This window comes from Streptomyces sp. NPDC045021 (assembly GCF_056432645.1).
The window spans coordinates 20,877-42,376 of record NZ_JBWKIQ010000022.1; the positions used below are offsets into that span (position 1 = coordinate 20,877).

Here is a 21,500-nt window from a genome sequence, read left to right on the forward strand (position 1 = left end):
CCCCGCCCAGGGGTCCGGGGGAAGACCCGGGGGCGGGGCTCGCGGGTTGCCCAGGGCTCCCCTCCGGGGGAGAAAGGGAGCGGGGGCAGCGGCACGAGCGTGCGCCTGACCTCATGGGCTTCGCTAAAGCCTCACCGGAGGATCAACGGGGCGGAGTTCCGGCCGTGCAGCTTGCTGCCACCGCTCCCAGCTGGCCCGGACCCCCCTCACTCCGGAACCTTGGACGAGGAGACTCCCGACGCCGCATCCGCGGGGAAGACGCCGGACCAAGGAGACGCCATGACAGTAGAAAGCGCGGCCACCGCTGAACTGGCACTCGGCAACGGCACCCGCCACCTCATCCACTGCCCGCCGTCGTGGGACCACTACCTGCTGGATGCCCCGAGCGTCGGCGAGGAACACTTCGTCCTGGCCGGTGAGATGCCCCGGACGCATCCGCTCTTCAACGACGGGCCCAGCCACTTCCACGACGCGCAGATCGTCACGGAGACGATCCGGGAGATCGGCGAGTTCGTCGGACACCGCTACTTCGGGGTGCCGCAGGACCGGCCGGGTCTCTTCTTCGGCTTCAATCTCCACCTCACCGAGTTGCGCGCCTGGCGCACCGACTGGGCCAACGCGACGGACTCGGGCACGGCGAGGATGACGACGGGGATCAGGGCGAAGCCCGCGAACGCGATGAACGGCGTTCCGCGCGGCCTCGACTTCCACATCGACGTGAAGATCAACGACATGCCGTGCTGCACCGGCACGGCGGGACTGGTCTTCCTGATGCCGCAGCTGCACCGCAGCCACCTGGCCCACAGCCGCCAGGCGCTGCGCGCCGCACCGGAGCTCGACGACGCCCCGGACGGGGCGCTGCGGCCCGTCGATCCGGCCGAGGTCGGCCGCTGCGCGGTCTCGAACGTCGTGGTCAGCGAGCCGTCCGAGTCCTCGCGGGGGCGGCTGACGACGTGGGTGCTGACCGACAACCCGAATCCGGTCTTCGCCCCCGAGGGCGGCCACCTGTCCGGGACGCATCTGCTGGAGTCGCTGCGCCAGACCTCGTTGCTGGCGGCCGGCCGCGCCTTCGGGCTCGCCCCCGCACGCAGCACGCTGGCCTCCTCGGAGGTGCACTTCCGCAGCTACGCGGAGCCCGAACTGCCGCTGCGCTGCACGGCGGTGCCGGGAGCGCTGGGCCGTGACGAGTACGGCCGGCCGGCGGTCCCCGTCACGCTGACGGTGACGCAGCGGCGCCGCGCCGTGGCGGAGGCCAGGACCACCGTGGTCCAGGACTTCTGACACGGCACCACACGACGTGACGAGTACGTACGACGGTTGACGAGCACGCGGGAACGCAGAGCGGGACGGGGGTAACGCGATGAGATTCTGGATTCTGGGCCCGATGGAGATCGGTGGGGACGACGGGCAGGAGGCGGTCACCGACGGTTCCGCCACGCCCGCCGTCTCCTACACGCCGCGCGCCGCCAAGCTGCGCGTGGTCCTGGCCGCCCTGCTGGTGCGGGCCAACGAGGTGGTGTCGGTCGAGAGCCTGATCGACGAGCTGTGGCAGGACAATCCGCCGCGCACCGCCACCACCACGCTGCAGGTCTACGTCTCCCAGCTGCGCAAACTACTGCACTCCGCGGATCCCGTGTACGGCCGCGACACGCTCCTGACCCGCCCTCCCGGCTATCTGCTGCGGCTGGAACCCGACCGGCTCGACATGACCACGTTCGAGGAGCTGCACGCCCGCGGGCGCAAGGCCCTGGAGGCCGAGGACTACGTGTCCGCCGCGGAGTTGCAGCAGCGGGCCATCGCGCTGTGGCGCGGGCCGCTGCTCTCGGACACCCCGCACGGCCCGCTGCTGGGCGGTGCGGCGGTGCGGCTGACCGAGGCCCGGATGACCGCTCTCGACCAGCGGATCCGCGCGGACCTCCAACTCGGCCGGCACCGCGGGCTCATCGCCGAACTGCAGTCGCTGGCCTCGGAACACCCGCTGCGCGAGGAGTTCCACGCCCATCTGATGGTGGCGCTGTACCGGACCGGCCGGCAGGCGGAGGCGCTGCGCACGTTCGGCCGGGTGCGCCGCACCCTCGTCGACGAGCTGGCCATCGAGCCCGGCCCGCGGCTCCAGCGGCTGCACCGGCGCATCCTGGCCGGGGACGCGGCCCTGTTGAGCGCGGGCGGCAACGGCGCCGTCGTCGTCGGGACGGCGACCGGGTCCGGATCCGTGGGCGGCGAAGCCCTGGTGCCCGCCGTCGCCGAGCGTCCCGCGTTCCAGGCCGTCACCTCGTTGCCCGCCGCGGACGGCGCGTTCACCGGCCGCGACGTGGTCCTCGCCGAGGTGGAGCGGCTGCTGCGGGACGCCCCTGCCGGGACGAGCGTCGCCATCACCGGCAAGCCCGGTGTCGGCAAGACCGCGCTGGCGGTCGAGGCCGCGCAGCGCAGCGCCGACGCCTTCCCCGACGGCCGGATCTTCCTCGACCTGGAGCCCGACCCCGGACGGCCGCTCGGCGCGGCGGACGCGATGACCCGGCTGCTGCGCCGCGCGGGAACGCGGGTCGCCCTGCCCGCCGAGGCGCAGGACCTCCAGGACGCGCTGCGCGACCTGCTCACCGACCGCCGGATCCTGCTGGTCCTGGACAACGCCACCTCCGAGGCGCAGCTGCGCCCGCTGCTGCCCGCCACCGCGGGCTCCACCGCCCTCATCACCGGCCGCCGGCTGCCCGCCGGGCTCGGCGGCGTCCGCCCGGTGGTGCTGGACGCCCTCGACCCCGAGGAGTCGCTGCGGCTCTTCGACGCGCTGGCGGGGCCCGGTCCGGCGGCCACGGAGCCCGCCGCGGCGGCCGAGATCGTAGAGCTCTGCGGCCATCTGCCGCTCGCCGTGCACATCGCGGCCGCCCAGCTGCGCGCCCGGCCGCACTGGACCGCCGGCTCGCTCGCCGCCCGGCTGCGCGACGAGCGCTCCCGGCTCACCGAGCTCCAGCTCGGGGACCTCGACGTCCGCGGCACGCTGATGGTCGCGTACCTGGACTCCTCCCCCGCCGCGCAGCGCGCCTTCCGCCTGCTGGGGCTGCTGCCTCCCGGCCCGTTCGGGCTGTGGGCGGCCGCCGCCGTCCTCGGTCTGGAGGAGGGCGAGGCGGGCCGTGTCGTCGAGAACCTGGTCGACGGGCGGCTGTTGGAGGCGTCCGTGCACGACGGGGTCCGCCAGGGCCGCTACCACTTCCACGAGCTGCTGCGGATCCTCGCCACCGAACTCCTCGCCGCCGAGGAGAGCCCGGAGTCGGCACGCGCCGCCACCGAGCGGATGTGCGAGGCGTACACGCAGGCCGCCGAACGCGCCGACGCGGCGCTCACCCCGCGCCCGGTGACCGGACCGGTGGCTGTCCCCGGTCCGGTCACCGACCACCCGCAGGAATGGTTCGCCCAGGAGCAGCCGGCCCTGGTGCACGCAGTGCGCGCAGCGCACGCCGCCGGTCTGTGGTCCGCGGCGCTGCGCCTCGTCGACGCCATGACCGGCTATCTGGAGGCGCACGCCTCCTGGACCGACTGGCACTCCACCCACACCCTCGCGCTCGACGCCGCCCGGCACAGCGGCGACCGGGCGGGCGAGGCCCGGATGCTGCGTTCGCTGGGGGACCTCGCCTGGCAGAACCGCCGGCTCGCCGAGGCCGGCGACCTGTACGCGCAGGCCCGCGACACCGCGGAAGGCTGCGACGACCCGTACGAGTACGGCCGCGCCCTGGTCGGCCTCGCCGACCTCCACCTGGACAAGGGCGACACGTCCGCCGCCGCCGTCCTGCTCGAACCGGCGCTGGCCGCCCTCGCCGCCCCGGCCCGGGCCCGCGGCCGTTACGACGCGCTGCGCGCACTGGCTCTGCTCGCCCTGGAGGCGGAGGGCCCGGAGGCCGCCCGGGCCCGGTTCACCCAGTGTCTCGACCTCGCGACGGCCCTCAAGGACCGCCGGCTGGAGGCCTACGCCCGCCGCGCGCTGCGGGCGCTGCGCGACCCGGCACCGGCGGCCGGCAGGCCCACCGACCTCGAAGTACGCCCCGGGATCTGGCGCCTGCGCGCCCCGGCACCGCGCCGGACGCCGCTCCCGGCCCCCGGCCGCCTGACGGCCCTTACCGCCTGAGACCGCCTGAGACCGCCTGAGCCGGCTGCACGGTGCACGGCTTTAGTACTACTTTGGCCCACGGGCCGACCATGACCGCGTCCTATGAGGGCAGGGGGAACGATGCCGGTATCGCAGCAGGAACGGGAACGGCAGCAGGACCGCCCACAGGCCGGTCCCGAACGGTTCGGTCCGCGCCGGAGTCTGGTCGGACGGGAGATGGAAACGGTCGTGCTGGCCGGGCGGTTGCGGGATCCGTCGGTGCGGCTGCTGACCCTGACGGGGCCCGCCGGGGTCGGGAAGAGCCGGCTCGCGGCGGAGGCCGCCGCCGGTGCGACGGACTTCTTCGACGAGGTGCGGTTCGTGGACCTGGCGCGGGAGGCGCTGCCCGACCGGGTGCCGGACGGACACGTCCTGCTCGTCCTGGACGGCTGCGACCAGCCGGACGTGCCGCCGGTCGCCGGGATCGGTGAACTCATCGCGTCCAACGATCGGTTGGTGGTACTGGCCACCGGCCAGGAACCACTGCGAGCCTACGGGGAACGGCTGCTGCCGGTCGCACCGCTGCCGGTGCCGGAACCGGCCACGTCGGGGGAACCCGATGTGCAGGAGGTGCAGGACGTACCGTCGGTCGCCCTGTTCATCCGGCGGGCCCGGGACGCCGATCCGGGCTTCGCGCTGACGGCGGAGAACGTCGCGGCCGTCGCGGAGATCTGCGCGCTGCTGGAGGGGCTGCCGCTCGCCGTCGAACTGGCCGCCGGGCGGCTGCGGCTCTTCCCGCCGCACGTACTGCTCGCGCGCCTGCGGCACCGGACCACGATCCTGGCCGGCGGTCCGGTGGACGCGCCCGAACGCCACCGGTCGCTGACGGCGCTGGCGCAGTGGAGTTGCCGGCACCTGGACCAGGAACAACGCGGCCATCTGGAGCAGTTGGCGGTGTTCGCGCGGGGATTCGGGCTGGCGATGCTGGTCCGGGTCGGCGCCGAGGACGTGCTGGAAACCCTGATCGACAAGAACCTGCTGACCGTTGTCGACCAGGAGCAGGGCGAGCCCCGGTTCGCCGTCCCCGAGCCGGTGCGGTCGTTCCTGCTCACCGCCCTGGAGCAGTCAGGCGCGGACGCCGCGGCCCTGGACCGGCACGCGAGCGAGTACCAGCGGCTGGTGACGGCCACGGAACCACGGCTGGCCGGCACCGAACAGGAGAAGTGGCTGGGCGTCCTGGCCGCGGAGAGCGCCAACATCAGCGCGGCACTGCGCCGGCTGCGCGCCCGGGGCGACCGGGAGGCCGTCGCCGCGCTGGTCACCGCGTGCCGGCAGCCGTGGCTCGTCCAGGGACGGCTGCGCGAGGGCCTCGACTGGTGCGACGGACTCGCGGAGGACGGGCCGGCCGACGGCGGGGCGCTGCCGGAACCGGTGCGGGCCCGGCTCGTCGATCTGTCGGGCACGTTCACGGCGGCCCTCGGCGACCCGGACATGGCGGTCAGGCGGCACCGCCGCGCGCTCGCGCTGTGCAAGCGGCTCGGCGACCGCCGACAGGGCGCGCTGGTGACGGCCCGGATGGGCATGGCACTGCTGCTCCTGGGAGATCCGTCCGGCGCACAGGCGGCACTCGCCCCCGCACTGGCCACGTTGGAGTCGCTGGGCGCGGCGGGGCCAGCCGCCGAGGCCGGCACCGCGCTGGCCGGGGCGCTGCGCGTCCAGGGCGAGACCCGCAAGGGCAGGGAGCTGCTGGACCGGGCGCTCGACGCGTACCGGCGGATCCGCGACCCGCGGGGGCTGGCGACCGCGCTGCGCGAGTCCGCGGCCTTCGCCGAGGACGGCGAGGACCTGGACACGGCGGGCCGGGAGCTGCGCGAGAGCCTGCGGCTCTACGACTCGATCGGCGAGCGCACCGAACTCCCCGCGACCCTGGAGTCGTTCGCCCTGCTGCTGCTCCGCGCCTCCCCCGGCCAGCAGCCGCGCGCCGTCCGGCTGATCGCGGCCGCCGACGCGCTGCGCCGGAGCTTCGGGGGCAAGGTGCCCGACGAGCGGTGGGGGGTCCTGGAGGAGGCGCTGGCGGGGCTGCGCGAGCGACTGCACTGGACCGGCTTCGCCACCGCCTGGGCGGAGGGGCTGCGGCTGGCGCCCGGCGCGGCCGTGGCGGAGGCGCTGGCGGCGGCCGTTCCGGCCCCGCACGCCGAGCAGGAGAGCCCGGCGGCGCAGCCGCTCACCCCGCGCCAGGTGCAGGTCGCGATGCTGGTCTCGGAGGGTCTGACCAACCGGCAGATAGCCGGTCAGCTCGGCATTTCCGAATGGACGGTGGTCAACCACGTCCGTCAGGTGATGCGCCGTCTCAACTGCACCTCCCGGGTGCAGGTCGCCTGGTCGGTCGGCCGATGGCCGTAACCGGGCACGAAGAAGCGGGCGCGGCGGAGCAGGCGACCGGGCACCTGTCCGGCCTGCTGGCCGCCGTCGCCCCGCCCGAGGACGTGGCGGCCCGGTTCCGGGCCGAGGGCTGGTGGCGGGACGAGACGTTCCTGCACGACCTGTACCGGACCGCGGCCACCGATCCCGGCCGGCCGGCGATCATCTCCCAGCGCATCCACCGCCCCGCCGACCGCCGTACGGTCACCGTCAGCTACGCGCAACTGGCCCGCTACGTGGACCGGTTCGCCGCCGCGCTCGACAGTCTCGGCATCGGTGCGGGCGATCCGGTCGCCTTCCAGCTGCCGAGCTGGTGGGAGGCGGCCGCGCTCGCGCTCGCCTGCCTGCGGGTGGGCGCGCTCGCCGTCCCCGTCCTGCCGACTGTGCGCGCGCACGGCCTGGAACGGATCCTGGAGGGCAGCCGGGCCCGGATCTGCGTCGTGCCCGACGTCTGGGAGGGCTTCCCGCACGCGCAGGCCCTCGCCGATCTCGCCCCGGCGCTGCCCTGGCTGCGCCACCGCGTGGTGATCGGTGACGCCGCCGCGACGGGCGCCCTCGACTTCGCCCGGTACTTCCAGCGCACCCCGCACGAACGCGGGCCGCACGCGCGGCGGTTGAGCCTGCGCACCGACCGGGCGGACCGGATCAGCCTCATGATCACCGTGATGAGCCTGGGTGACACGTACGCCGCCGCCCTGCACACCCCGAACACCCTGTACGCGAACATCAGCACCCAGCGCGACCCGGCGGGACCCGGCCGGCGCCCGGGCGAGGTCTTCTACTCGGCGCTGCCGCTGACCTCCCTCGCCTCGCTGCTGTACAGCGTCTACTGGCCGCTCGCGGTCGGCGGCACCGGCGTCTACCAGGACGTCTGGGATCCCGGCAACTGTCTGGACCTGCTGGCCGCCGCGCGGGTCGACCAGGCGTACGCGGCGCCCGTCTACTGGTCCGAGGTGCTGGCCGCGCAGCAGCACCGCCCCCGCGAGCTCGGCTCCCTGCGCCTGCTGCTCTCCGGCGGCCGGACCAGCACACCGGCCCAGCTGCTCGCCGACCTTCCGGGCGCGCTGGGCGCCCCGGTCCGTACCGTCTGGGGCGCCCCGGAGCTCGGCATGGGGACGGTGACCCGCGGCGACACCCCGGCGGAACGCAACGCCGAGAGCGACGGGCGCCCGCTGCCCGGCCTGGAAGTCTCCGTCGTGCCCGCCGAAGGCGTCGGCGACGCGGAGACCTCGCGGCTGCGGGTCCGCGGTCCGTCCGTCTGCCTGGCGACCTGGCAGCGCGGCGGCGGACCGGCCCCGCTGATCACCTGGGACCGTGACGAGGGCTGGCTCGACACCGGGGACCTCGCCAAGGCCGACGGTCTCGGCGGTGTCCAGGTGATGCGACGGGCCGGCGAACGGCTCGGCGGCATCTTCCTGGTGCCGGTGGCCGAGCTGGAGGAGCGGCTGCTGACCCATCCCCGGGTGCGCGAGGCCGCGGTGGTCGGCTACGTCGATCCGGAGTACGGAGAGATGCCGTGCGCCGTCGTCGTGCCCACCACCGAGGCGGAACCGCCAGGTCTCGTCGAGCTGCGGGACCATCTGGCCGGGCGCGGCGTCGCCGCCGCGTTCCTGCCGACGCGGCTGGAGCTGGTCGGTTCGCTGCCCAGGGACGACCGGGGCGAGCTGCGGAAGGAGGGCCTGCGCAGCTGGCTCGCCCGCATCCGGCCGGGCGTACCCCGCCCGGTGCCGGTTCCCGCGTCCGACGCGTAGGGCTGTCCGGTCTACTCCGACAGCCCGGAGATCCGGATCGCGAACGCGGCGAGTTCGTCGCGCCAGCCGGGGGCGAGCGGCGCGGCGTCGACGACGCGGTCGGCGCGGGCGACCAGCTGGGAGATGATCCGCTCCGCCGTGTCCCGCTCCTCGGTGCCCAGCAGCACCTCGCGCAGCATCTGCGCGTCCCAGTCGTAGCCGGGCCCGCCCTCCAGGAAGCCGCGCAGCCGCCAGGCGGCGTGCAGGGGGCGGGCGTAGTCCCGGTAGGAGGCGGCGAGGTCCTGCCGGCCGGCCAGCGCGGCGCCGAGCAGCAGCGGGTGGTGCAGGGCGTACCAGCCGGCTCCGCAGCCCTTGGCGCAGCCCGCGATGCAGCGGCCCGGCCACGGGTCGTCGAGGTACTCGGTCGCGCAGGCCGCGTCGGTGTGGGCGCCGATGACGCGCTCGGTGCGCAGTTCGTCCCACAGCTGCCACGCGGATGCCGGCAACCGGGACGCGAGCCGGTCCGCGTAGGCGAGCGCCAGGTCGCCCGCGAGCACCGCGGTGCCCTCGCCGAAGCGCCGGGACTCGCCGCGCCAGCCGCTGCGCTCGTGCTCGGCGGCGTGGCTGACGTGCAGGGTGGGGATGCCGTGCCGCAGCGGGGCGTTGTCGCGGATGTCGCTGCGGATGAGGAAGCAGGTGTCGAGCAGCTCCAGCGCGGCGGCCGCGTCGACGATCGCGGTAGAGGTGGGGTCGCCGCCTGCGGCGAGGTAGCCGGTGACGCAGATGGCGGGGCGGACCCGGTCGCCGCCCGCCCGCACCAGCTCGGTGATCGAACCGACCAGGCTCGCCGCCCGCGGGTTCACCGCGTGCCAGCGGTCGAACTCCCCGGCCAGCAGGCCGCGCAGCCGCTCCTCCACCTGGTCGAGCAGTCCGGCACGCAGTTGCCCGGGGACGAGTGTCTGCGGCGGCAGAGAATGCGTGGTCATGGTGATCCTCCCTGGATCGGCTGCTTCCGAGCCTTCCTGGGCGGTCGGTGCTGCTCAAGGTCGGTGGGCGGCCCGTCGGCGAACCGGGCGCGCGGCGGGCGCCGAAGAGCCCGTTCCCTGCCATTCGCGGGGCTGCCCGGCGGGGGGTTGCTATGCGCTTGTCATGGGGCCGTGCTGGTGGGCCGGGTGGGCGGCTTCGGCACAAACTCCGCGCATACCCGGCTTTAGCGCAGTGTCGGTTCATTGGGGTGCTGCTCGACGCGGGCAGACCGGGCACCATGCCCGACCCACAGCACTGCTGCAGGAGGACTCGTGTCCAACAACTCGTCGAACAACAACAACGACTCGAACAACAGCAACAACTCGAACAACAACAACGCGAACGTGAACAACAACGCGACCACGAACTTCGCGGACAACAACAACAGCAACATGAACAACAACTCGAACAGCAACAACAACAGCAACAACAGCAACAACACCCCCCGCCTGCAGAGCGTCGTCCCGGCCGACCTCGCGCAGATCCTCGAGGACATCGACGCGGACAACGGCGAGGCGTGACACCCCCGGGGCGGTGCGGTCCTGACGACCGCACCGCCCCGCGCACAAGCACCACCACCGCCGCACAGGCATCACCACCGCCGCACAGCACCACCGTCGCCGTACAGCGGCACCGCCACCGTCACCGCCACCGGGAAGGAACCGCGATGGATCGCATCAGGGTTGTCGGGCTCGGCGTCCAGGGGATCGAGCAGCTCACCCTCGCCGGACTGCGCCAGTTGCGGGAAGCCGAAGCGGTGCTGCACCTGGTCGACCCGGCCGTCGACGTCCGCGAACTGACGGACCGGCCCACCGAATCCCTGCACGCGCTCTACCTCGCCGGCGTCCGGGACCACGACGATTTCGGCCGGCTGCTCGCCCGCATCCTGGACCGGGCCAGGACCGACGGCGATGTCGCCGTCCTGCTGCCCGGCGACCCGCGGCTCGGCGTCACGGTCGTCCAGCAGCTCCAGCGGCTGGCCGACGCGGGTGAACTGGCCCTGCATGTCGAGCCGGGCGTCTCCAACTTCACCACCACCGTCAACAACCTGGGGATCGACCCGCTGGAACGCGGCACCCTGGTCGTCGACGCCAACCGCCTGCTGCTGTTTGAGCAGCTGCCGAACCCCGCGTTCAACACCTTCGTCTACCACGTCGGTGGCGCGGACCGGGCGGAACTGCTCCAGCGACTGCTGCTGCGCGCCTACGACGCCGGCCACCCCGCCTGCCTGGTCGAGGCCGGCCAGGCCTCGGACGGCACCGCCGCGGTGGCCTGGGGCAGGGTCGGCTCCCTCTGGGAACTGCTCGCCAACGTCTCCTTCGCGAGCCCGCTCTTCCTGCCGGCCGCCGCCCCGCACCGCGTCGACCGCGCCATCCTGGCCCTGCTGGCGCCACGGCACTCCGAGCCGGCCGAGCCGGCCACCTGGTGAATGAGCCCCCAGAACACCGCGGTTGACGCACGCGTACCCGCCGATGCCGTCTTCCCGGGCGACGCCACCGCCGTGGCCGCGTACCGGGACCAGCGCCGCCTGCTGCAGAAGGAAGCGGTCCTGGGGCGCGGCGACCTCATCGAGAGCGTGCTGCGGGGCCGCCGCGCGGCCCTGGCCGGGCTCCGGGAGACCCCCTGGCTGCGCCGGCTGATCGAGAGCACCCACCGGCAGGTCCGGCAGGTGATGGCGCGCCCCGAGTACGCGGACGTCCTGCCGTTGCGCCGCTCGATGCTGACGTTCCTGGCCGAACTGCCGCTGCCCATACCGGCGGACAGCACCATCCTGCGCCACCCCACGCACGCTCCCGCCGCCGAGATCCTGGTCGGGCTGCCGGAGCTGCGGCACCGGCGTGCGGAGGTGGCGCGGATCCTCGCCGAGTCCTCGCTCCAGGAGGCCGGCACCCCGTTCCGCACGGTGGACGACGACAGCGGCCGGGCGATCGTCCTGGGCCAGGACGCGCCCACCGTCGACGCGCTGGCCGGCATCGCCCACGAGCTGGGCCACTGCCTGTACGAACGGGCCCGCCCGGGCCGCTCGGTCCGGTCGCAGTTCGCGTCCGAGCGGCTGGCGCACTGCCTGGAGGAGCGGCTGGTCGCCGCGTACCTGCGGGAGCGCGGCAGCCCCGAGGAGTGCCGCGACTGGTGGTCCTACCAGCGCCGGGTGGACGCCCACAACCTGTACTTCTTCCGGCTTGAGCGCGCGCTGATGTACGAACAGCCCGACTCCGTACCGGAGTTGATGCCGGAGTCGACGACGTCGTTCCGCGAGTCGCTGTTCATCCTGCCGGGGTACCAGGTGGTGTACGCCCGCGCGTCACTCGCCCGGCTGCCCGCCCATGGCGGCGCGTAGGCTCACCGGACGCATGTCCGTCCAGTGCGCCTCGATGTGGTCCAGGCAGGCCTGCCGGCCGCTCTCCTCCAGGACGATCCGCCAGCCGGCGGGCACGTCGTTGGCGGCCGGCCAGACGGAGTACTGGCCCTCGTCGTTGACCAGTGCCAGATAGCCGGCGTCCGGGTCCTCGAACGGTGTGCTCAACTGCTCGTCCTCTCGCTTCAGGCATTCATGTGGTGTGCGGGGCAACGGTGTTCAGGCCATCTCGGTGACGCTCAGCTGCAGGTCCACCGGCAGCTCCTGCCGGCTGCTGATGCTGAGCTTGCGGTAGACCCGGGTCAGGTGCTGCTCGACGGTGCTGACGGTGATGTAGAGCTTCATCGCGATCTCCCGGTTGGTGTGCCCGTGCACCGCGAGCATCGCCACCCGCTTCTCGGAGTCGCTGAGCTTGGCCTCCAGGTCCGCGTATGCCGCCACCGGCGCCGGGTCCTCCGGCATCCCGCCCGCGGCGCTCTGCCCCGGGAGGGTCTTCTCGCGCAGCGCCTCGGCCCCGCACTCCTGCGCCAGGTGCCAGGCCCGCCGGTTGACCATGTTGGCGCGGGTGGGCTCGCCCAGTTCCTTGAGCACCTGGCCGAGTTCGGCCATCGACCGGGCCAGCTCGTAGCGGTCGCCCGACCTGCGCAGCTCGTCGACGGACTTGGCGAGCAGGATCTGCCGCTCCCGGGGCTCACGGGTCGCCGCGCGCAGCCGCAGCGAGATACCGGACACCCACGGGTTGGCGGCGTCGCGGGTGGCGAGCTGGTCGGTCACGAAGCGCTCCGCCTGGTGCGCCTCGCCGAGCTGCAGCAGCGCCTCGGCGGCGTCGGTGCGCCACGGCAGCAGCAGCGGCCGGTCCAGGCCCCAGCGCTTGGTGCGCCGGCCGATGTCGAGGAAGTCGCCGAGGGCGGCGTGGTAGCGGCTGGTCGCCAGGTGGTACTGGCCGCGGGCCCGCAGATAGCCGAGCCCGTGGAAGCTGCCGGCCAGTCCCTCCGGGACCGGCTGGCTCAGCACCCGGGCGGCCGCGTCGTAGTGGCCCATCGCGGTACGGGCGCGGACCAGCGTCGCCGCCACCCCGCACAGGAAGACGCTACCGCCGCGCTCCGGCACCAGCTTGAGGGCGAGCGCGGCCCGTTCCTCGGCGCCGTGCAGATCCCCCTGCCGCAGCAGGGCCTCGGCCCACAGCGACGTGAACAGCGCCTGCCAGCCCGGGGCTTCGCGGCGGGCTGCCTCCTCGGCGATGACCTGGCTCCAGTGGACGGCGCGCTGCGCCCCGCCCAGGTGCAGCAGGACCCGCAGGGCCTGCACGATCGGCTCCACGGTGGCCGCCGCGAGCGTCGTGCCGCGCAGGAACAGTTCGGCGTCCTCCGCGGCCGTGCCGTCCTGGGCACCGTCCGGGATCGCCCACAGGGCGGCCGGCGCGACGGCCACCGTGGCGGCGTTGACGCTGGAGTGGGCGGCGGTGGACGGCTGGGGGGCGCCCGCGACGCGGGTCCGCCCGCCGGACCAGCGCGGGAAGGCGGACAGCCCGTCCAGCGGATCGTCCCGGTGACCCGGCAGCTGGGTGCCAGGTCTCGTGCCGAGCGACGAACCCAGGGACGAGACCGGCGCCGTGCCGTGCTGCGGGTCGGCCCGGCGGCCCGGGTCGCCGGTCGCGGCCGCGAGCCGGGCCAGTACGTCACCGGCCTCGTCGATCCGCCCCTGGGCGGCCAGCAGCCGGGCGAGCGGGCCCATCCGGGCCGGTGCGAGCCGGTCGGCGCGCAGCGCTTCCAGCGGCTCGGTGAGATGCCGTTCAGCGGCGCCCGGGTTGGTCCGCCAGGTCACGGCGGCCAGCCGGGTACGGAACTCCGCGCGCTGCTCGTCGTCGGTGCACCCCTGGTACGCCAGCTCCAGGCAGGCCGAGGCCGGTACGGCCTTGCCGTCGGCGAGCAACTGCTCGGCCGCCGCCCGTAGCACCGGCACCGCCCAGTCCTCGTCCGCGTGCTGCGCGGCGAGCAGCTGCCCGGCGACGGCCGCCGCGGGCATGCCGTACTGGTGCGCGAGCCGGGCGGCCCGCCGGTGCAGTCCGGTACGGGCGGCCGGATCCATCCGGTCCAGCAGCGAGCGGCGGACCGCGGGGTGCCGGAAGCGGAAGCTCTCCAGGATCCCGGCGGCGTTCAGTGCGGCGACCCCCTGGACCGCCGCGGGAGTGGTGATGCCCAGCAACTGCGCCGCCAACTCCGCGGTACCGGTCCTGCCCAGGACGGCGAGCGCCTCGGCCAGTTGGGTGGTCCGCGGGCCACAGCGGTACAGGCAGGCCAGTACGGCCTGGGTGAACGCGCCGCCCGCCTCCGGCTCCGGGATCGCCCCGGCCGGGGAGTTGCGCCGGGCGACCCGGTACTCCTCGACGAGCGCGCGCAGCAGCAGCGGGTTGCCGCCGCTGACGGTCCAGAAGTGGCCCGCGTGGTCGACGAGCCGCTCGTCCCCGACGGTGTCCGGCTGCCCGTCGAGCCCCTGGGCGAGCACCTCGGCGACGGCGTACCGGCCGAGCCGCTCCAGCCGGACGCGGGTGAAGTTGGGCTGCCGCAGCAGCTCGGTGCCGAACACCGGGTCGTCGCTGCGCTCGTGCACCGGTTCGGTCAGCACCAGCAGGATCCTGGCGTTGCGGGCCCGGCGGGCCAGCTGCAGCAGGTAGCGGCAGGACAGGTCGTCCACCAGATGCAGATCGTCGACGCAGATCACCACCGGTGTCCGCGTACTGAGGTCATGGACGGCGTCGCTGAACGCCTGCATCGCCTCGATCCTCGACGGCCCCTGGTTCTGCGCCGGTTCCGGGAGTGTCCCGGGCGGCGCGCTGTTGACGAGCTGCCCCAGGACGCCCAGTGGCAGGGCCCGTTCCGCCGCCGATCCCATCGCGCGCAGCACGACGGCGCCCGCCTTCGCGGCCGACTCGGCGACGGTGTCGGCGAGTTCGCTCTTCCCGCAGCCGACCGCGCCTTCGACCAGCACGATCCGGGCATGTCCTGCCATACATCCGGCCAAGGCCGTATCCAGTAGCGCCAGTTCCGCCTCACGGTCGATCAGCACCATCTTCGCCCCACTGTCCCCGTAATCCAGTGCGCTCCGCGCCCCCGCCGGCCGAATAACCGGCCATTTATCCCCAGGGGGAGCACATTGGCACTGGCGAATTGAAACGGAGGATTCTCCCCGTTGAATCAGGAATCCAGTGTAGGCAGGTAACTCGCGCCCCACGGTGGCCGGAAGTTGCACGGCAGTAAGTACTCCAGCGGCACACGAGTGCTCGCCGGGGTGCTGTCCGGCGGGCCAGGTCAGAGGGCTGTGGCGGGTTCCGGAAGGATCTGCCGCGGCACGTTCCTGGGGTGGCCCGGAGTGCGCCACTCCCGCGGGTAGCCGACCGACACCTCTTCGAACCGCACCCCGTCGTACCAGGTGGTGCGTGGGATGTGCAGGTGCCCGTAGACGACGGCCGCCGCGCGGAATCGGGTGTGCCAGTCGGCCGTCAGCTCCGTTCCGCACCATTGGGCGAATTCGGGATAACGCAGGATATTCGTGGGGTCCCGCACGAGGGGGAAGTGGTTGACGAGTACGGTCCGCAGTTCCGGGTCGCAGGCCTCCAGCCGCTCTGCGGTCTCCGCCACCCGGGCCCGGCACCAGGCGTCCCGCGACGGGTAGGGATCGGGGTGCAGCAGGAATTCGTCGGTGCAGACGATCCCGGCCTCGTAGGCCTGCGCGAGCGACTCCTCCTTGGTGGCCGCGGTGGGCGTACGGAAGGTGTAGTCGTAGAGCAGGAACATCGGTGCGACGACGACCGGGCCGCCGGGGCCGCTCCAGACCGGGTACGGGTCCTCCGGGCTGTGCACGCCCAGCGAACGGCAGATCTCCACCAGGTGCCGGTAGCGGGCCTCGCCGCGCAGCTGCACGGAATCGCCGTGCGGGGTCCACAGGTCGTGGTTGCCCGGCGCCCACACGACATGCGCGAAGCGCAGGCTCAGCAGTTCCAGGGCCCACTCGATGTCGTCGAGCATCTCCCCCACGTCGCCCGCGACGATGAGCCAGTCCGACGGGTTGTCCGGGCGCAGCTCCTCGAGGATCTTCCGGTTCTCCGGATGCGCGACATGCAGGTCGCTGATGCCCAGCAACTTCCCTTGAGACATCCGATGAGGGTAGAACGGCGAAGAGTGGGGAAGAACCCCTAAGTCCGGGCAGGCACCCCCTGCCCACGGCCCCGCGGGCCGGCCTGTCATGGCGTGTAGCAACCGCATGGCAAGGTTCCGCGCGCCCATGCCTGCCGACCGGCAGGCCGCTTCCCAGCCGGCTCCCGGATAGCAGCTGGTGGGCATGGATCGCCCCTTCGACCTGCCGTATCACCGCCGCCGGAGCCGCATTCGTTGTCCCGTACCCCCTCGGGGCGCCAGCGTGGAGATCGCTCGCCACACACCGGAGCGAGCACGCAGCAGACGCCGACGAGGCGTCGGACGAAACGGGGCTCCCATGATCGCGCAGCTGCTTCCCACCGAGGTCGTCGCCGTGGATTCGACGATGGACCCGCCCGAGGCGACCCTGTTCCCGGAGGAGGCGGAGCAGATCCGCAACGCGGTGGAGAAGCGGCGGCTGGAGTTCACCACGGCACGCTGGTGCGCCCGCCGCGCCCTGAACGGGCTCGGACTGCCGGCGATGCCGATACTCCCCGGCACCCGCGGCGCGCCGCAGTGGGCCCCGGACGTGGTCGGCAGCATGACGCACTGCAACGGCTACCGCGCCGCGGCGGTGGCCCGCACCAGCGACATGGCGGCGATCGGGATCGACGCGGAGCCCAACGACACCCTCCCGGAGGGCATCCTGGAGTCCATCGCGCTCCCCCAGGAGCGCGGCTGGGTACGGCAGTTGATGCGGACCGCGCCCGAGGTGTGCTGGGACCGGCTGCTGTTCAGCATGAAGGAGTCCGTCTACAAGGCCTGGTTCCCGCTCACCGGCCGGGAGTTGGACTTCGAGGACGCGCTCATCACGGTCAACCCGCTGGCGCGCACCTTCCGCGCGCGGCTGCTGCTGCCGGCGTCCGCCCTGAAAGAGGGGGACCCCACCGGTTTCAGCGGACGCTGGTCGGCGGGCGGCGGCGTACTGGTCAGTGCGATCGCGGTACCGGCGACGGTTCCCGCGACCGTGGGGGCACAGCAGAACGCTCCCTACCAGATGCTGGTAGGGAGCGCCGCGTAGATATCGCGTGGATATCAGGAATATCAGGCCGAACGACCGGGGTTGGTCAGTCCCCCGGGACGATCAGCCGGGACGATCAGTCCCACTCGTCGTCGTCAGCGTGCGTCTGCCCCTTGACGGGAGCAACGGGAACAACAGGAGTGCTGTCCCACTCGTCGTCAGCTATCGACGTCCCCATGGTGTGAGCAGCAGGAGTGCTGATGGCATCCCCGGCCTGCCGCTCCAGTGTGTGCGCCTGTGCCGGGGTGAAACCGACCGCCAGCGCCGCTACCGCACCTGCGACAAGCATCGCCCGTACGGTCACGCTCTTCATAATCGCCGAAACCCTCATGTTTCCCCCAAAAGGATCGGTCTAACGGACTTCACTGCTGTGCTGCCGTCACTTGAGGCTCACTAGAGCCACTGTCCGACCCGCACACAATGCCCAGGTTCGAATCCCCGCTCCAAGGCCAACCCGATGGCCTAAGCTTGCATGGCAGCAACTTCACAAGCTCACGGGGGAGCGCCACGGATGGCCGGAAGCGGCAATTCCAGTTCGGAGTTCGCCGAGTTGGACGACTTGAGCGCTGCCGCTTACGGGGCCGCCGTCGAGTTCGGACGGTTCGACCGGGCGGACATCGCGGAGCGACTCTCGCTCACCGCACCCGAGGTCGACCGGGTGGAACACGTCCTGCGACTTCTACATCTTCTGCAGCCGATGCCGGGTGATCCCGACGTCCTGGTCCCGGTCGGACCGGATGTCGCGGCCGCGGATCTGGTGGGATCCGCCGAGCATCAGATCCGGGACCTGCAGCAGGCCGTCACCGATGTGCGGTCGAAGCTGCTCTCGCTGATGCCGCGGTACTTCGAGGGACGCCGGATGCGCAACCGGCTGGAGGCGTTCGATGTCATCAGCGACAAGGACACCATCCAGTCGATGATCAACCACCTGACGCAGCAGTGCCGCAAGGAGCTGCTCACGGTGCAGCCCGGCGGCGCCCGCTCGTCACCGTCGCTGGCGTCGGCCCGCCAGCGCGCGCTGAACACGCTGGACCGGGGGGTGCGGATCCGCACCATCTACCAGCACACCGCCCGCAGCGACCTCGCCACCAGGGCGTATGTCCGGGACATCTCCGCCGAGGGCGCCGAGGTCCGTACCGCCGACGAACTCATCGACCGGATGATCATTTACGATCGCGAGACCGTCTTCCTGCCGGAGCGCAAGTCCGCCTCGAAGACCCCTGGCGCGGCGATCGTCCGCGAACCGACGCTGGTGGCCTTCCTGTGCGCGGTCTTCGAGCACCTGTGGGACGGCGCCACCCCGTTCAACCCCGACAGCCAGTCGACCTCCTCGGGCACCGACGATCTCCGCGCGTCGATCATCCGGCTGATGGCCAAGGGGTACAAGGACGAGATGGTGGCCCGCCGGCTGGGCATGTCGGTACGCACCTGCCGCCGCCACATATCGGAGATCACCGAACAGCTCGAGGCCACCAGCCGGTTCCAGGCGGGGTTCAACGTCGCGCTCTCCGGAATGCTGGACCAGTTCGGCCTCAAGGAGTGACGTCGTCGAGGACCCCGCTCCGGAGAAACGTCACTCCTGCTCATTGAGCGCGGCGGTGATCGCCTCCGCTGCGTCCTGGTCGAGCATCGTCGTGATGTCGGTGTCCAGCACCGCGCCGAAACCCGCGTCGTAGACCGCCGCGCTCACGCAGTAGCCGGTGTCGAGCACGAAGGTGCGGAACGCCCACTCGGAGCCGGTACCGGCGGTGCCGTCCGGGCGCTGCACGCGCACCGGCTTGCCGTCCGGGCCGAACCCGAACTCACTGAACCGGAACTGCATGCCCTGCCCGATCGCCTTGCTGTACGCCTCCTTGAGCGTCCACAGCCGCACCAGGCTGGGGTTGCGCTGCTCCTGTTCCAGCGAGGCGAGGGTGACCAGTTCGTACGGCGTGCACACATGGCGCCCCAGACCGCTGCCGTACATCTGCCGGTCGGTCCGCTCGGCGTCCACGCCGATCAGCCCGCGGGTGGTGAGGCCGACCAGCAGCAGGTCCTCGGTGTGGCTGAGGCTGATGTCGATCTGGTCGCAGCCGCGCAGATACGGCCGCCCGGTCGGCCCGTAGGCCAGCTCCAGGTCGTCGGGGTCGCCGTTGAGCACCGCGCCGGCGGCGAACTTCAGCAGGATCCGCGAGGCGGCGTAGCGGCTGCGGACGGCGGGGTGGGCGAGGTCGAGATAGCGGGACCAGTCCCGGCCGAGCAGCGCGCGCAGCTCGTCGCCCTCGGGCAGGTCCGGCTGCAGATCGGCCAGTTGGGCGTAGATCAGCGCGGTTCCGTAGGCCGTCAGGTCGGCGCGGACCCTGTCCCAGGCGGCACCCCTCGCGCCCACCTCGACCGGCTCGCCGAGGGGTGGGCCGAGAGTGGAGTTCCCGGGGACGGTCATCCTTGCTCCTCCAGACGGTGGATCAACAGCGGTGGGTTGTTCAGGTGCGCGGTGGCGCGGGTCTCATGGCGTTGTGGCTCTCGTCCGGCTGTCGTCTCTGACCAGGGCGTGGATCTGCTGGAAGGTCCGGGCTTCGAGTACCGCCCGGACCGGCACCCGTTGTCCCGTCTCCTCCTCCAGGAGCGACACCAGCCGGAGCAGGTGCAACGAGTCCCAGCCGTCGACGTCCGCGAGATCGGTGTACGCGTCCCGGTCCGACAGTTCAAGGCCCAGCTCGGTGCGCAGCAGCCGCAGGAAGCCGCCCAGATCGTCAATGCCGCTCATCCGCGGTCCCTTCGAGTCCGTCGAGTCGTTCGAATCGAGCGTTGATGGTGAGGTGCTCCGGCACCGGGGGGACCCTTCGCAGATCATGGCGCAGAACGACACCGTCGCCGTCCTCCCCCACCTCCTCGAAGCCGAGCGAGGGGTAGAAGTCCCGCACCCGGTGGTTCTTCGCGGTCGGCCGGTACCGGGCGTGCACCGCGGCGAGCCCGGCGTCCCGCGCCCGGTCCAGCAGGACCGAGAGGCAGCCCTGTTCAATGCCCCTTGCCAGAACGCGGCAGCTCAACCAGATGTTGTCCAGATGAAGTCCGTCGGCCGCGCGATGACCGAGTACCGCCCCGACGAGTCCGTTGTCGCCGAACCGGTCGGCCGCGCGGGCGGCGAGCACCAGCTGCCGCGGATCGGCGGCCCGTGCCTCCAGGTCGGCCTGCGACAGCCGCAGGCCGGTCAGGTTGAACTGGTTGGTGCGCTGGGTGAGTTGGGCGAGCCGGGCGAACTCGTGCCCCAGCGGCGCGCTCAGCTCCACGCCGACCTGGAGCTCGCGCAGGAAGTCCGCGTGCGAGCCGCTGCCCTCGCGCAGCTCCCTGCGCTCGCGCTCCACCCGGTACTGCCCGGTCCTGGCCCGGTCCTCGTCCGTCAGCCGGGGCGTGTCGAACCAGCCGTCCGCCAGCAGCCGCGTCACGTGCAGTGCGGGTTCGTCGTCGAGCGGGACGACGGCGACCTGCGGGGCGCCGTGCCGCACCTGGGCGCGTTCGGCCGGGGAGTCGTCGGCGAACACCAGGGAGTCGAGCCCTATACCGAGGCGGTCGGCGATCTCGGCGACGTTGCCGTCCTTGGGCTTCCAGTTGGCGTTGACCTGCAGGAAGTCCTTTTCGCGCAGCACCATGTCGGGGTGGTCGCGGAGCACGGCGAGCACCGGCTCCGCATCGTTCTTGCTGCTCACCGCGAGCAGCACGCCCTGCGCGCCGAGCTGCTTGACGGTCCGCTGGAACGCCCCGAACGCCTCACCGCGCAGCGTCCCGGCGGCCGCGATCCCGTCGGCTCCCGCGTCGCCGAGGATGCCGTCCCAGAGCGTGTCGTCCAGGTCGAGCACCAGGCACTTCCTGGTCATCCCCCGCAGCGACCTGGCGAGGTGGGCGGCCTCCCGCGCGTAGGCGGCGAGCAGCGGCGCGGTGTACTGGGCCTTGGCGTAACCGGCCAGCCGGGGATCCGATACGGGGCCGATGTCGGCGATCAGCGGGTCGAGGTCGATGACCGCCAGGCCCGGGAAGCGCTCGGTCAGCCGGAGCAGGGACGCGTTGAACTCCCGCCACACCACGCCGAGTCGGGCCCGCGATTGGTGGTCAATGAGCTGATGGGTGTGGCGGCGCAGCAGCGGCATCGTGTTGAGCACCAGCGTGCCGCCGGTTCCGTTCGCCGCCCCGGCGTGCCGGGCGTGCTCGGCCGCCAGACCGGTGAGCCGCTCCAGTACGCCGTCGGCGGCGCGGGACAGATCGTCGACGTCCCAGGGCACCGGCACCTCGGAGAAGACGGTCTCGGCGTCGAGCAGGCACAGCGAGAGGTCGGCCGCCAGGCCGTGGAAGAGCCCCTGTTCGGAGGTGAGATCGTGCAGGTAGGCGCCGTGGTCGCCGAGGACGGGATGCAGCAGCAGTCCGTGCCGGGCGAGTTCCGCCGTGAGCGGGTCGACGAGCTGGGCCACGGTGGACTGGCCGGTGACGGCGACAGTGACGACCGGCGTGCCCGGGTGGGCGGCCAGGACGGCGGAGCGGTCGAGACCGGCGAGCAGCCGGCCGGCGCGCGGCAGGTCGGCGGCTCCGGACGTGCCTGGGTCGTCGGTGAGCTCCGCGAGCAGCGGGGCGACCCGGTCGTACTCCGCTTCCAGGCGCCCGAGTGCCTTGAGCTCGCGCAGCCGTTCCAGTCCTGTTGTCATGT

General features: G+C 72.7%; 17 protein-coding genes. 9 read left to right on the plus strand and 8 right to left on the minus strand.

The window, feature by feature from the left end; translation table 11 throughout:
- Window positions 1-279: 279 nt before the first annotated feature.
- From AC07DC_RS39175 to AC07DC_RS39190, 4 genes are all read left to right on the plus strand, one after another.
- Window positions 280-1,281: an AfsA-related hotdog domain-containing protein gene (locus AC07DC_RS39175; protein WP_478919586.1), complete on the plus strand. Its 1,002-nt coding sequence runs from the start codon at window positions 280-282 to the stop codon at window positions 1,279-1,281.
- A gap of 79 nt (window positions 1,282-1,360) precedes the next feature.
- The gene (locus AC07DC_RS39180; protein ID WP_478919587.1) at window positions 1,361-4,117 is read left to right on the plus strand and encodes an AfsR/SARP family transcriptional regulator; all 2,757 of its coding nucleotides are present in this window, start codon (window positions 1,361-1,363) and stop codon (window positions 4,115-4,117) included.
- 102 nt (window positions 4,118-4,219) lie between these two features.
- Complete coding sequence (locus tag AC07DC_RS39185; RefSeq protein ID WP_478919588.1) at window positions 4,220-6,481, plus strand: helix-turn-helix transcriptional regulator; 2,262 nt, start codon at window positions 4,220-4,222, stop codon at window positions 6,479-6,481.
- Complete coding sequence (locus AC07DC_RS39190) at window positions 6,472-8,250, plus strand: AMP-binding protein (RefSeq protein ID WP_478919589.1); 1,779 nt, start codon at window positions 6,472-6,474, stop codon at window positions 8,248-8,250. Before AC07DC_RS39185 ends, AC07DC_RS39190 begins: the two co-directional genes overlap by 10 nt.
- An 11-nt stretch (window positions 8,251-8,261) precedes the next feature.
- On the opposite strand, the gene AC07DC_RS39195 is transcribed toward AC07DC_RS39190, so the two are convergent.
- Window positions 8,262-9,215, minus strand: coding sequence for a polyprenyl synthetase family protein (locus tag AC07DC_RS39195; protein ID WP_478919590.1), 954 nt, complete (start codon window positions 9,213-9,215; stop codon window positions 8,262-8,264).
- 312 nt (window positions 9,216-9,527) lie between these two features.
- On the opposite strand from AC07DC_RS39195, the gene AC07DC_RS39200 reads away from it, so the two are divergent.
- From AC07DC_RS39200 to AC07DC_RS39210, 3 genes are all read left to right on the plus strand, one after another.
- Window positions 9,528-9,776 (plus strand): hypothetical protein, encoded by a 249-nt coding sequence (locus AC07DC_RS39200; RefSeq protein WP_478919592.1) that lies wholly within the window; start codon window positions 9,528-9,530, stop codon window positions 9,774-9,776.
- Window positions 9,777-9,922: 146 nt separating this feature from the next.
- The gene (locus tag AC07DC_RS39205) at window positions 9,923-10,684 is read left to right on the plus strand and encodes an SAM-dependent methyltransferase (protein WP_478919594.1); all 762 of its coding nucleotides are present in this window, start codon (window positions 9,923-9,925) and stop codon (window positions 10,682-10,684) included.
- Window positions 10,685-11,593 (plus strand): hypothetical protein, encoded by a 909-nt coding sequence (locus AC07DC_RS39210; RefSeq protein ID WP_478919596.1) that lies wholly within the window; start codon window positions 10,685-10,687, stop codon window positions 11,591-11,593.
- Here the strand turns inward: AC07DC_RS39210 and AC07DC_RS39215 are convergent.
- From AC07DC_RS39215 to AC07DC_RS39225, 3 genes are all read right to left on the minus strand, one after another.
- Window positions 11,558-11,779, minus strand: a complete 222-nt coding sequence (locus AC07DC_RS39215; protein WP_478919597.1) for an MbtH family protein — start codon at window positions 11,777-11,779, stop codon at window positions 11,558-11,560. The two genes, AC07DC_RS39210 and AC07DC_RS39215, sit on opposite strands and share 36 nt — an antisense overlap.
- Before the next feature lie 51 nt (window positions 11,780-11,830).
- On the minus strand, window positions 11,831-14,680 hold the full coding sequence (locus AC07DC_RS39220; RefSeq protein WP_478919598.1) for a helix-turn-helix transcriptional regulator: 2,850 nt from the start codon (window positions 14,678-14,680) through the stop codon (window positions 11,831-11,833).
- A gap of 239 nt (window positions 14,681-14,919) precedes the next feature.
- Window positions 14,920-15,765: a metallophosphoesterase family protein gene (locus AC07DC_RS39225; RefSeq protein ID WP_478919599.1), complete on the minus strand. Its 846-nt coding sequence runs from the start codon at window positions 15,763-15,765 to the stop codon at window positions 14,920-14,922.
- 337 nt (window positions 15,766-16,102) lie between these two features.
- Here AC07DC_RS39225 and AC07DC_RS39230 point away from each other — a divergent pair, with 337 nt between their 5' ends.
- On the plus strand, window positions 16,103-16,825 hold the full coding sequence (locus tag AC07DC_RS39230; protein ID WP_478919601.1) for a 4'-phosphopantetheinyl transferase family protein: 723 nt from the start codon (window positions 16,103-16,105) through the stop codon (window positions 16,823-16,825).
- Between the two features lie 76 nt (window positions 16,826-16,901).
- Here AC07DC_RS39230 and AC07DC_RS39235 read toward each other — a convergent pair whose 3' ends face one another.
- Window positions 16,902-17,114, minus strand: coding sequence for a hypothetical protein (locus AC07DC_RS39235; protein ID WP_478919602.1), 213 nt, complete (start codon window positions 17,112-17,114; stop codon window positions 16,902-16,904).
- Window positions 17,115-17,336: 222 nt separating this feature from the next.
- Here AC07DC_RS39235 and AC07DC_RS39240 point away from each other — a divergent pair, with 222 nt between their 5' ends.
- Window positions 17,337-18,368 carry a LuxR C-terminal-related transcriptional regulator gene (locus tag AC07DC_RS39240; protein WP_478919603.1) on the plus strand — a complete coding sequence of 344 codons (1,032 nt, stop codon included), beginning with the start codon at window positions 17,337-17,339 and terminating at the stop codon, window positions 18,366-18,368.
- Between the two features lie 30 nt (window positions 18,369-18,398).
- On the opposite strand, the gene AC07DC_RS39245 is transcribed toward AC07DC_RS39240, so the two are convergent.
- The 3 genes from AC07DC_RS39245 to AC07DC_RS39255 all read right to left on the minus strand — a co-directional run bounded on the left by AC07DC_RS39245 (window position 18,399) and on the right by AC07DC_RS39255 (window position 21,498).
- Window positions 18,399-19,247: a 4'-phosphopantetheinyl transferase family protein gene (locus AC07DC_RS39245; protein WP_478919604.1), complete on the minus strand. Its 849-nt coding sequence runs from the start codon at window positions 19,245-19,247 to the stop codon at window positions 18,399-18,401.
- Window positions 19,248-19,310: 63 nt separating this feature from the next.
- Window positions 19,311-19,571, minus strand: a complete 261-nt coding sequence (locus AC07DC_RS39250; RefSeq protein ID WP_478919605.1) for a phosphopantetheine-binding protein — start codon at window positions 19,569-19,571, stop codon at window positions 19,311-19,313.
- Window positions 19,558-21,498 (minus strand): HAD-IIIC family phosphatase, encoded by a 1,941-nt coding sequence (locus tag AC07DC_RS39255; RefSeq protein ID WP_478919606.1) that lies wholly within the window; start codon window positions 21,496-21,498, stop codon window positions 19,558-19,560. The genes AC07DC_RS39250 and AC07DC_RS39255 overlap by 14 nt, the downstream gene beginning before the upstream one ends.
- Between the last annotated feature and the right edge of the window lie 2 nt (window positions 21,499-21,500).

Bases quoted from the DNA above. Each gene is read 5' to 3' on its own strand.
- AC07DC_RS39175 (WP_478919586.1), top strand. From the start codon at position 280: ATGACAGTAGAAAGCGCGGCCACCGCTGAACTGGCACTCGGCAACGGC.
- AC07DC_RS39180 (WP_478919587.1), top strand. From the start codon at position 1,361: ATGAGATTCTGGATTCTGGGCCCGATGGAGATCGGTGGGGACGACGGG.
- AC07DC_RS39185 (WP_478919588.1), top strand. From the start codon at position 4,220: ATGCCGGTATCGCAGCAGGAACGGGAACGGCAGCAGGACCGCCCACAG.
- AC07DC_RS39190 (WP_478919589.1), top strand. From the start codon at position 6,472: ATGGCCGTAACCGGGCACGAAGAAGCGGGCGCGGCGGAGCAGGCGACC.
- AC07DC_RS39195 (WP_478919590.1), bottom strand. From the start codon at position 9,215: ATGACCACGCATTCTCTGCCGCCGCAGACACTCGTCCCCGGGCAACTG.
- AC07DC_RS39205 (WP_478919594.1), top strand. From the start codon at position 9,923: ATGGATCGCATCAGGGTTGTCGGGCTCGGCGTCCAGGGGATCGAGCAG.
- AC07DC_RS39210 (WP_478919596.1), top strand. From the start codon at position 10,685: ATGAGCCCCCAGAACACCGCGGTTGACGCACGCGTACCCGCCGATGCC.
- AC07DC_RS39220 (WP_478919598.1), bottom strand. From the start codon at position 14,680: ATGGTGCTGATCGACCGTGAGGCGGAACTGGCGCTACTGGATACGGCC.
- AC07DC_RS39225 (WP_478919599.1), bottom strand. From the start codon at position 15,765: ATGTCTCAAGGGAAGTTGCTGGGCATCAGCGACCTGCATGTCGCGCAT.
- AC07DC_RS39230 (WP_478919601.1), top strand. From the start codon at position 16,103: ATGATCGCGCAGCTGCTTCCCACCGAGGTCGTCGCCGTGGATTCGACG.
- AC07DC_RS39235 (WP_478919602.1), bottom strand. From the start codon at position 17,114: ATGCTTGTCGCAGGTGCGGTAGCGGCGCTGGCGGTCGGTTTCACCCCG.
- AC07DC_RS39240 (WP_478919603.1), top strand. From the start codon at position 17,337: ATGGCCGGAAGCGGCAATTCCAGTTCGGAGTTCGCCGAGTTGGACGAC.
- AC07DC_RS39245 (WP_478919604.1), bottom strand. From the start codon at position 19,247: ATGACCGTCCCCGGGAACTCCACTCTCGGCCCACCCCTCGGCGAGCCG.
- AC07DC_RS39250 (WP_478919605.1), bottom strand. From the start codon at position 19,571: ATGAGCGGCATTGACGATCTGGGCGGCTTCCTGCGGCTGCTGCGCACC.
- AC07DC_RS39255 (WP_478919606.1), bottom strand. From the start codon at position 21,498: ATGACAACAGGACTGGAACGGCTGCGCGAGCTCAAGGCACTCGGGCGC.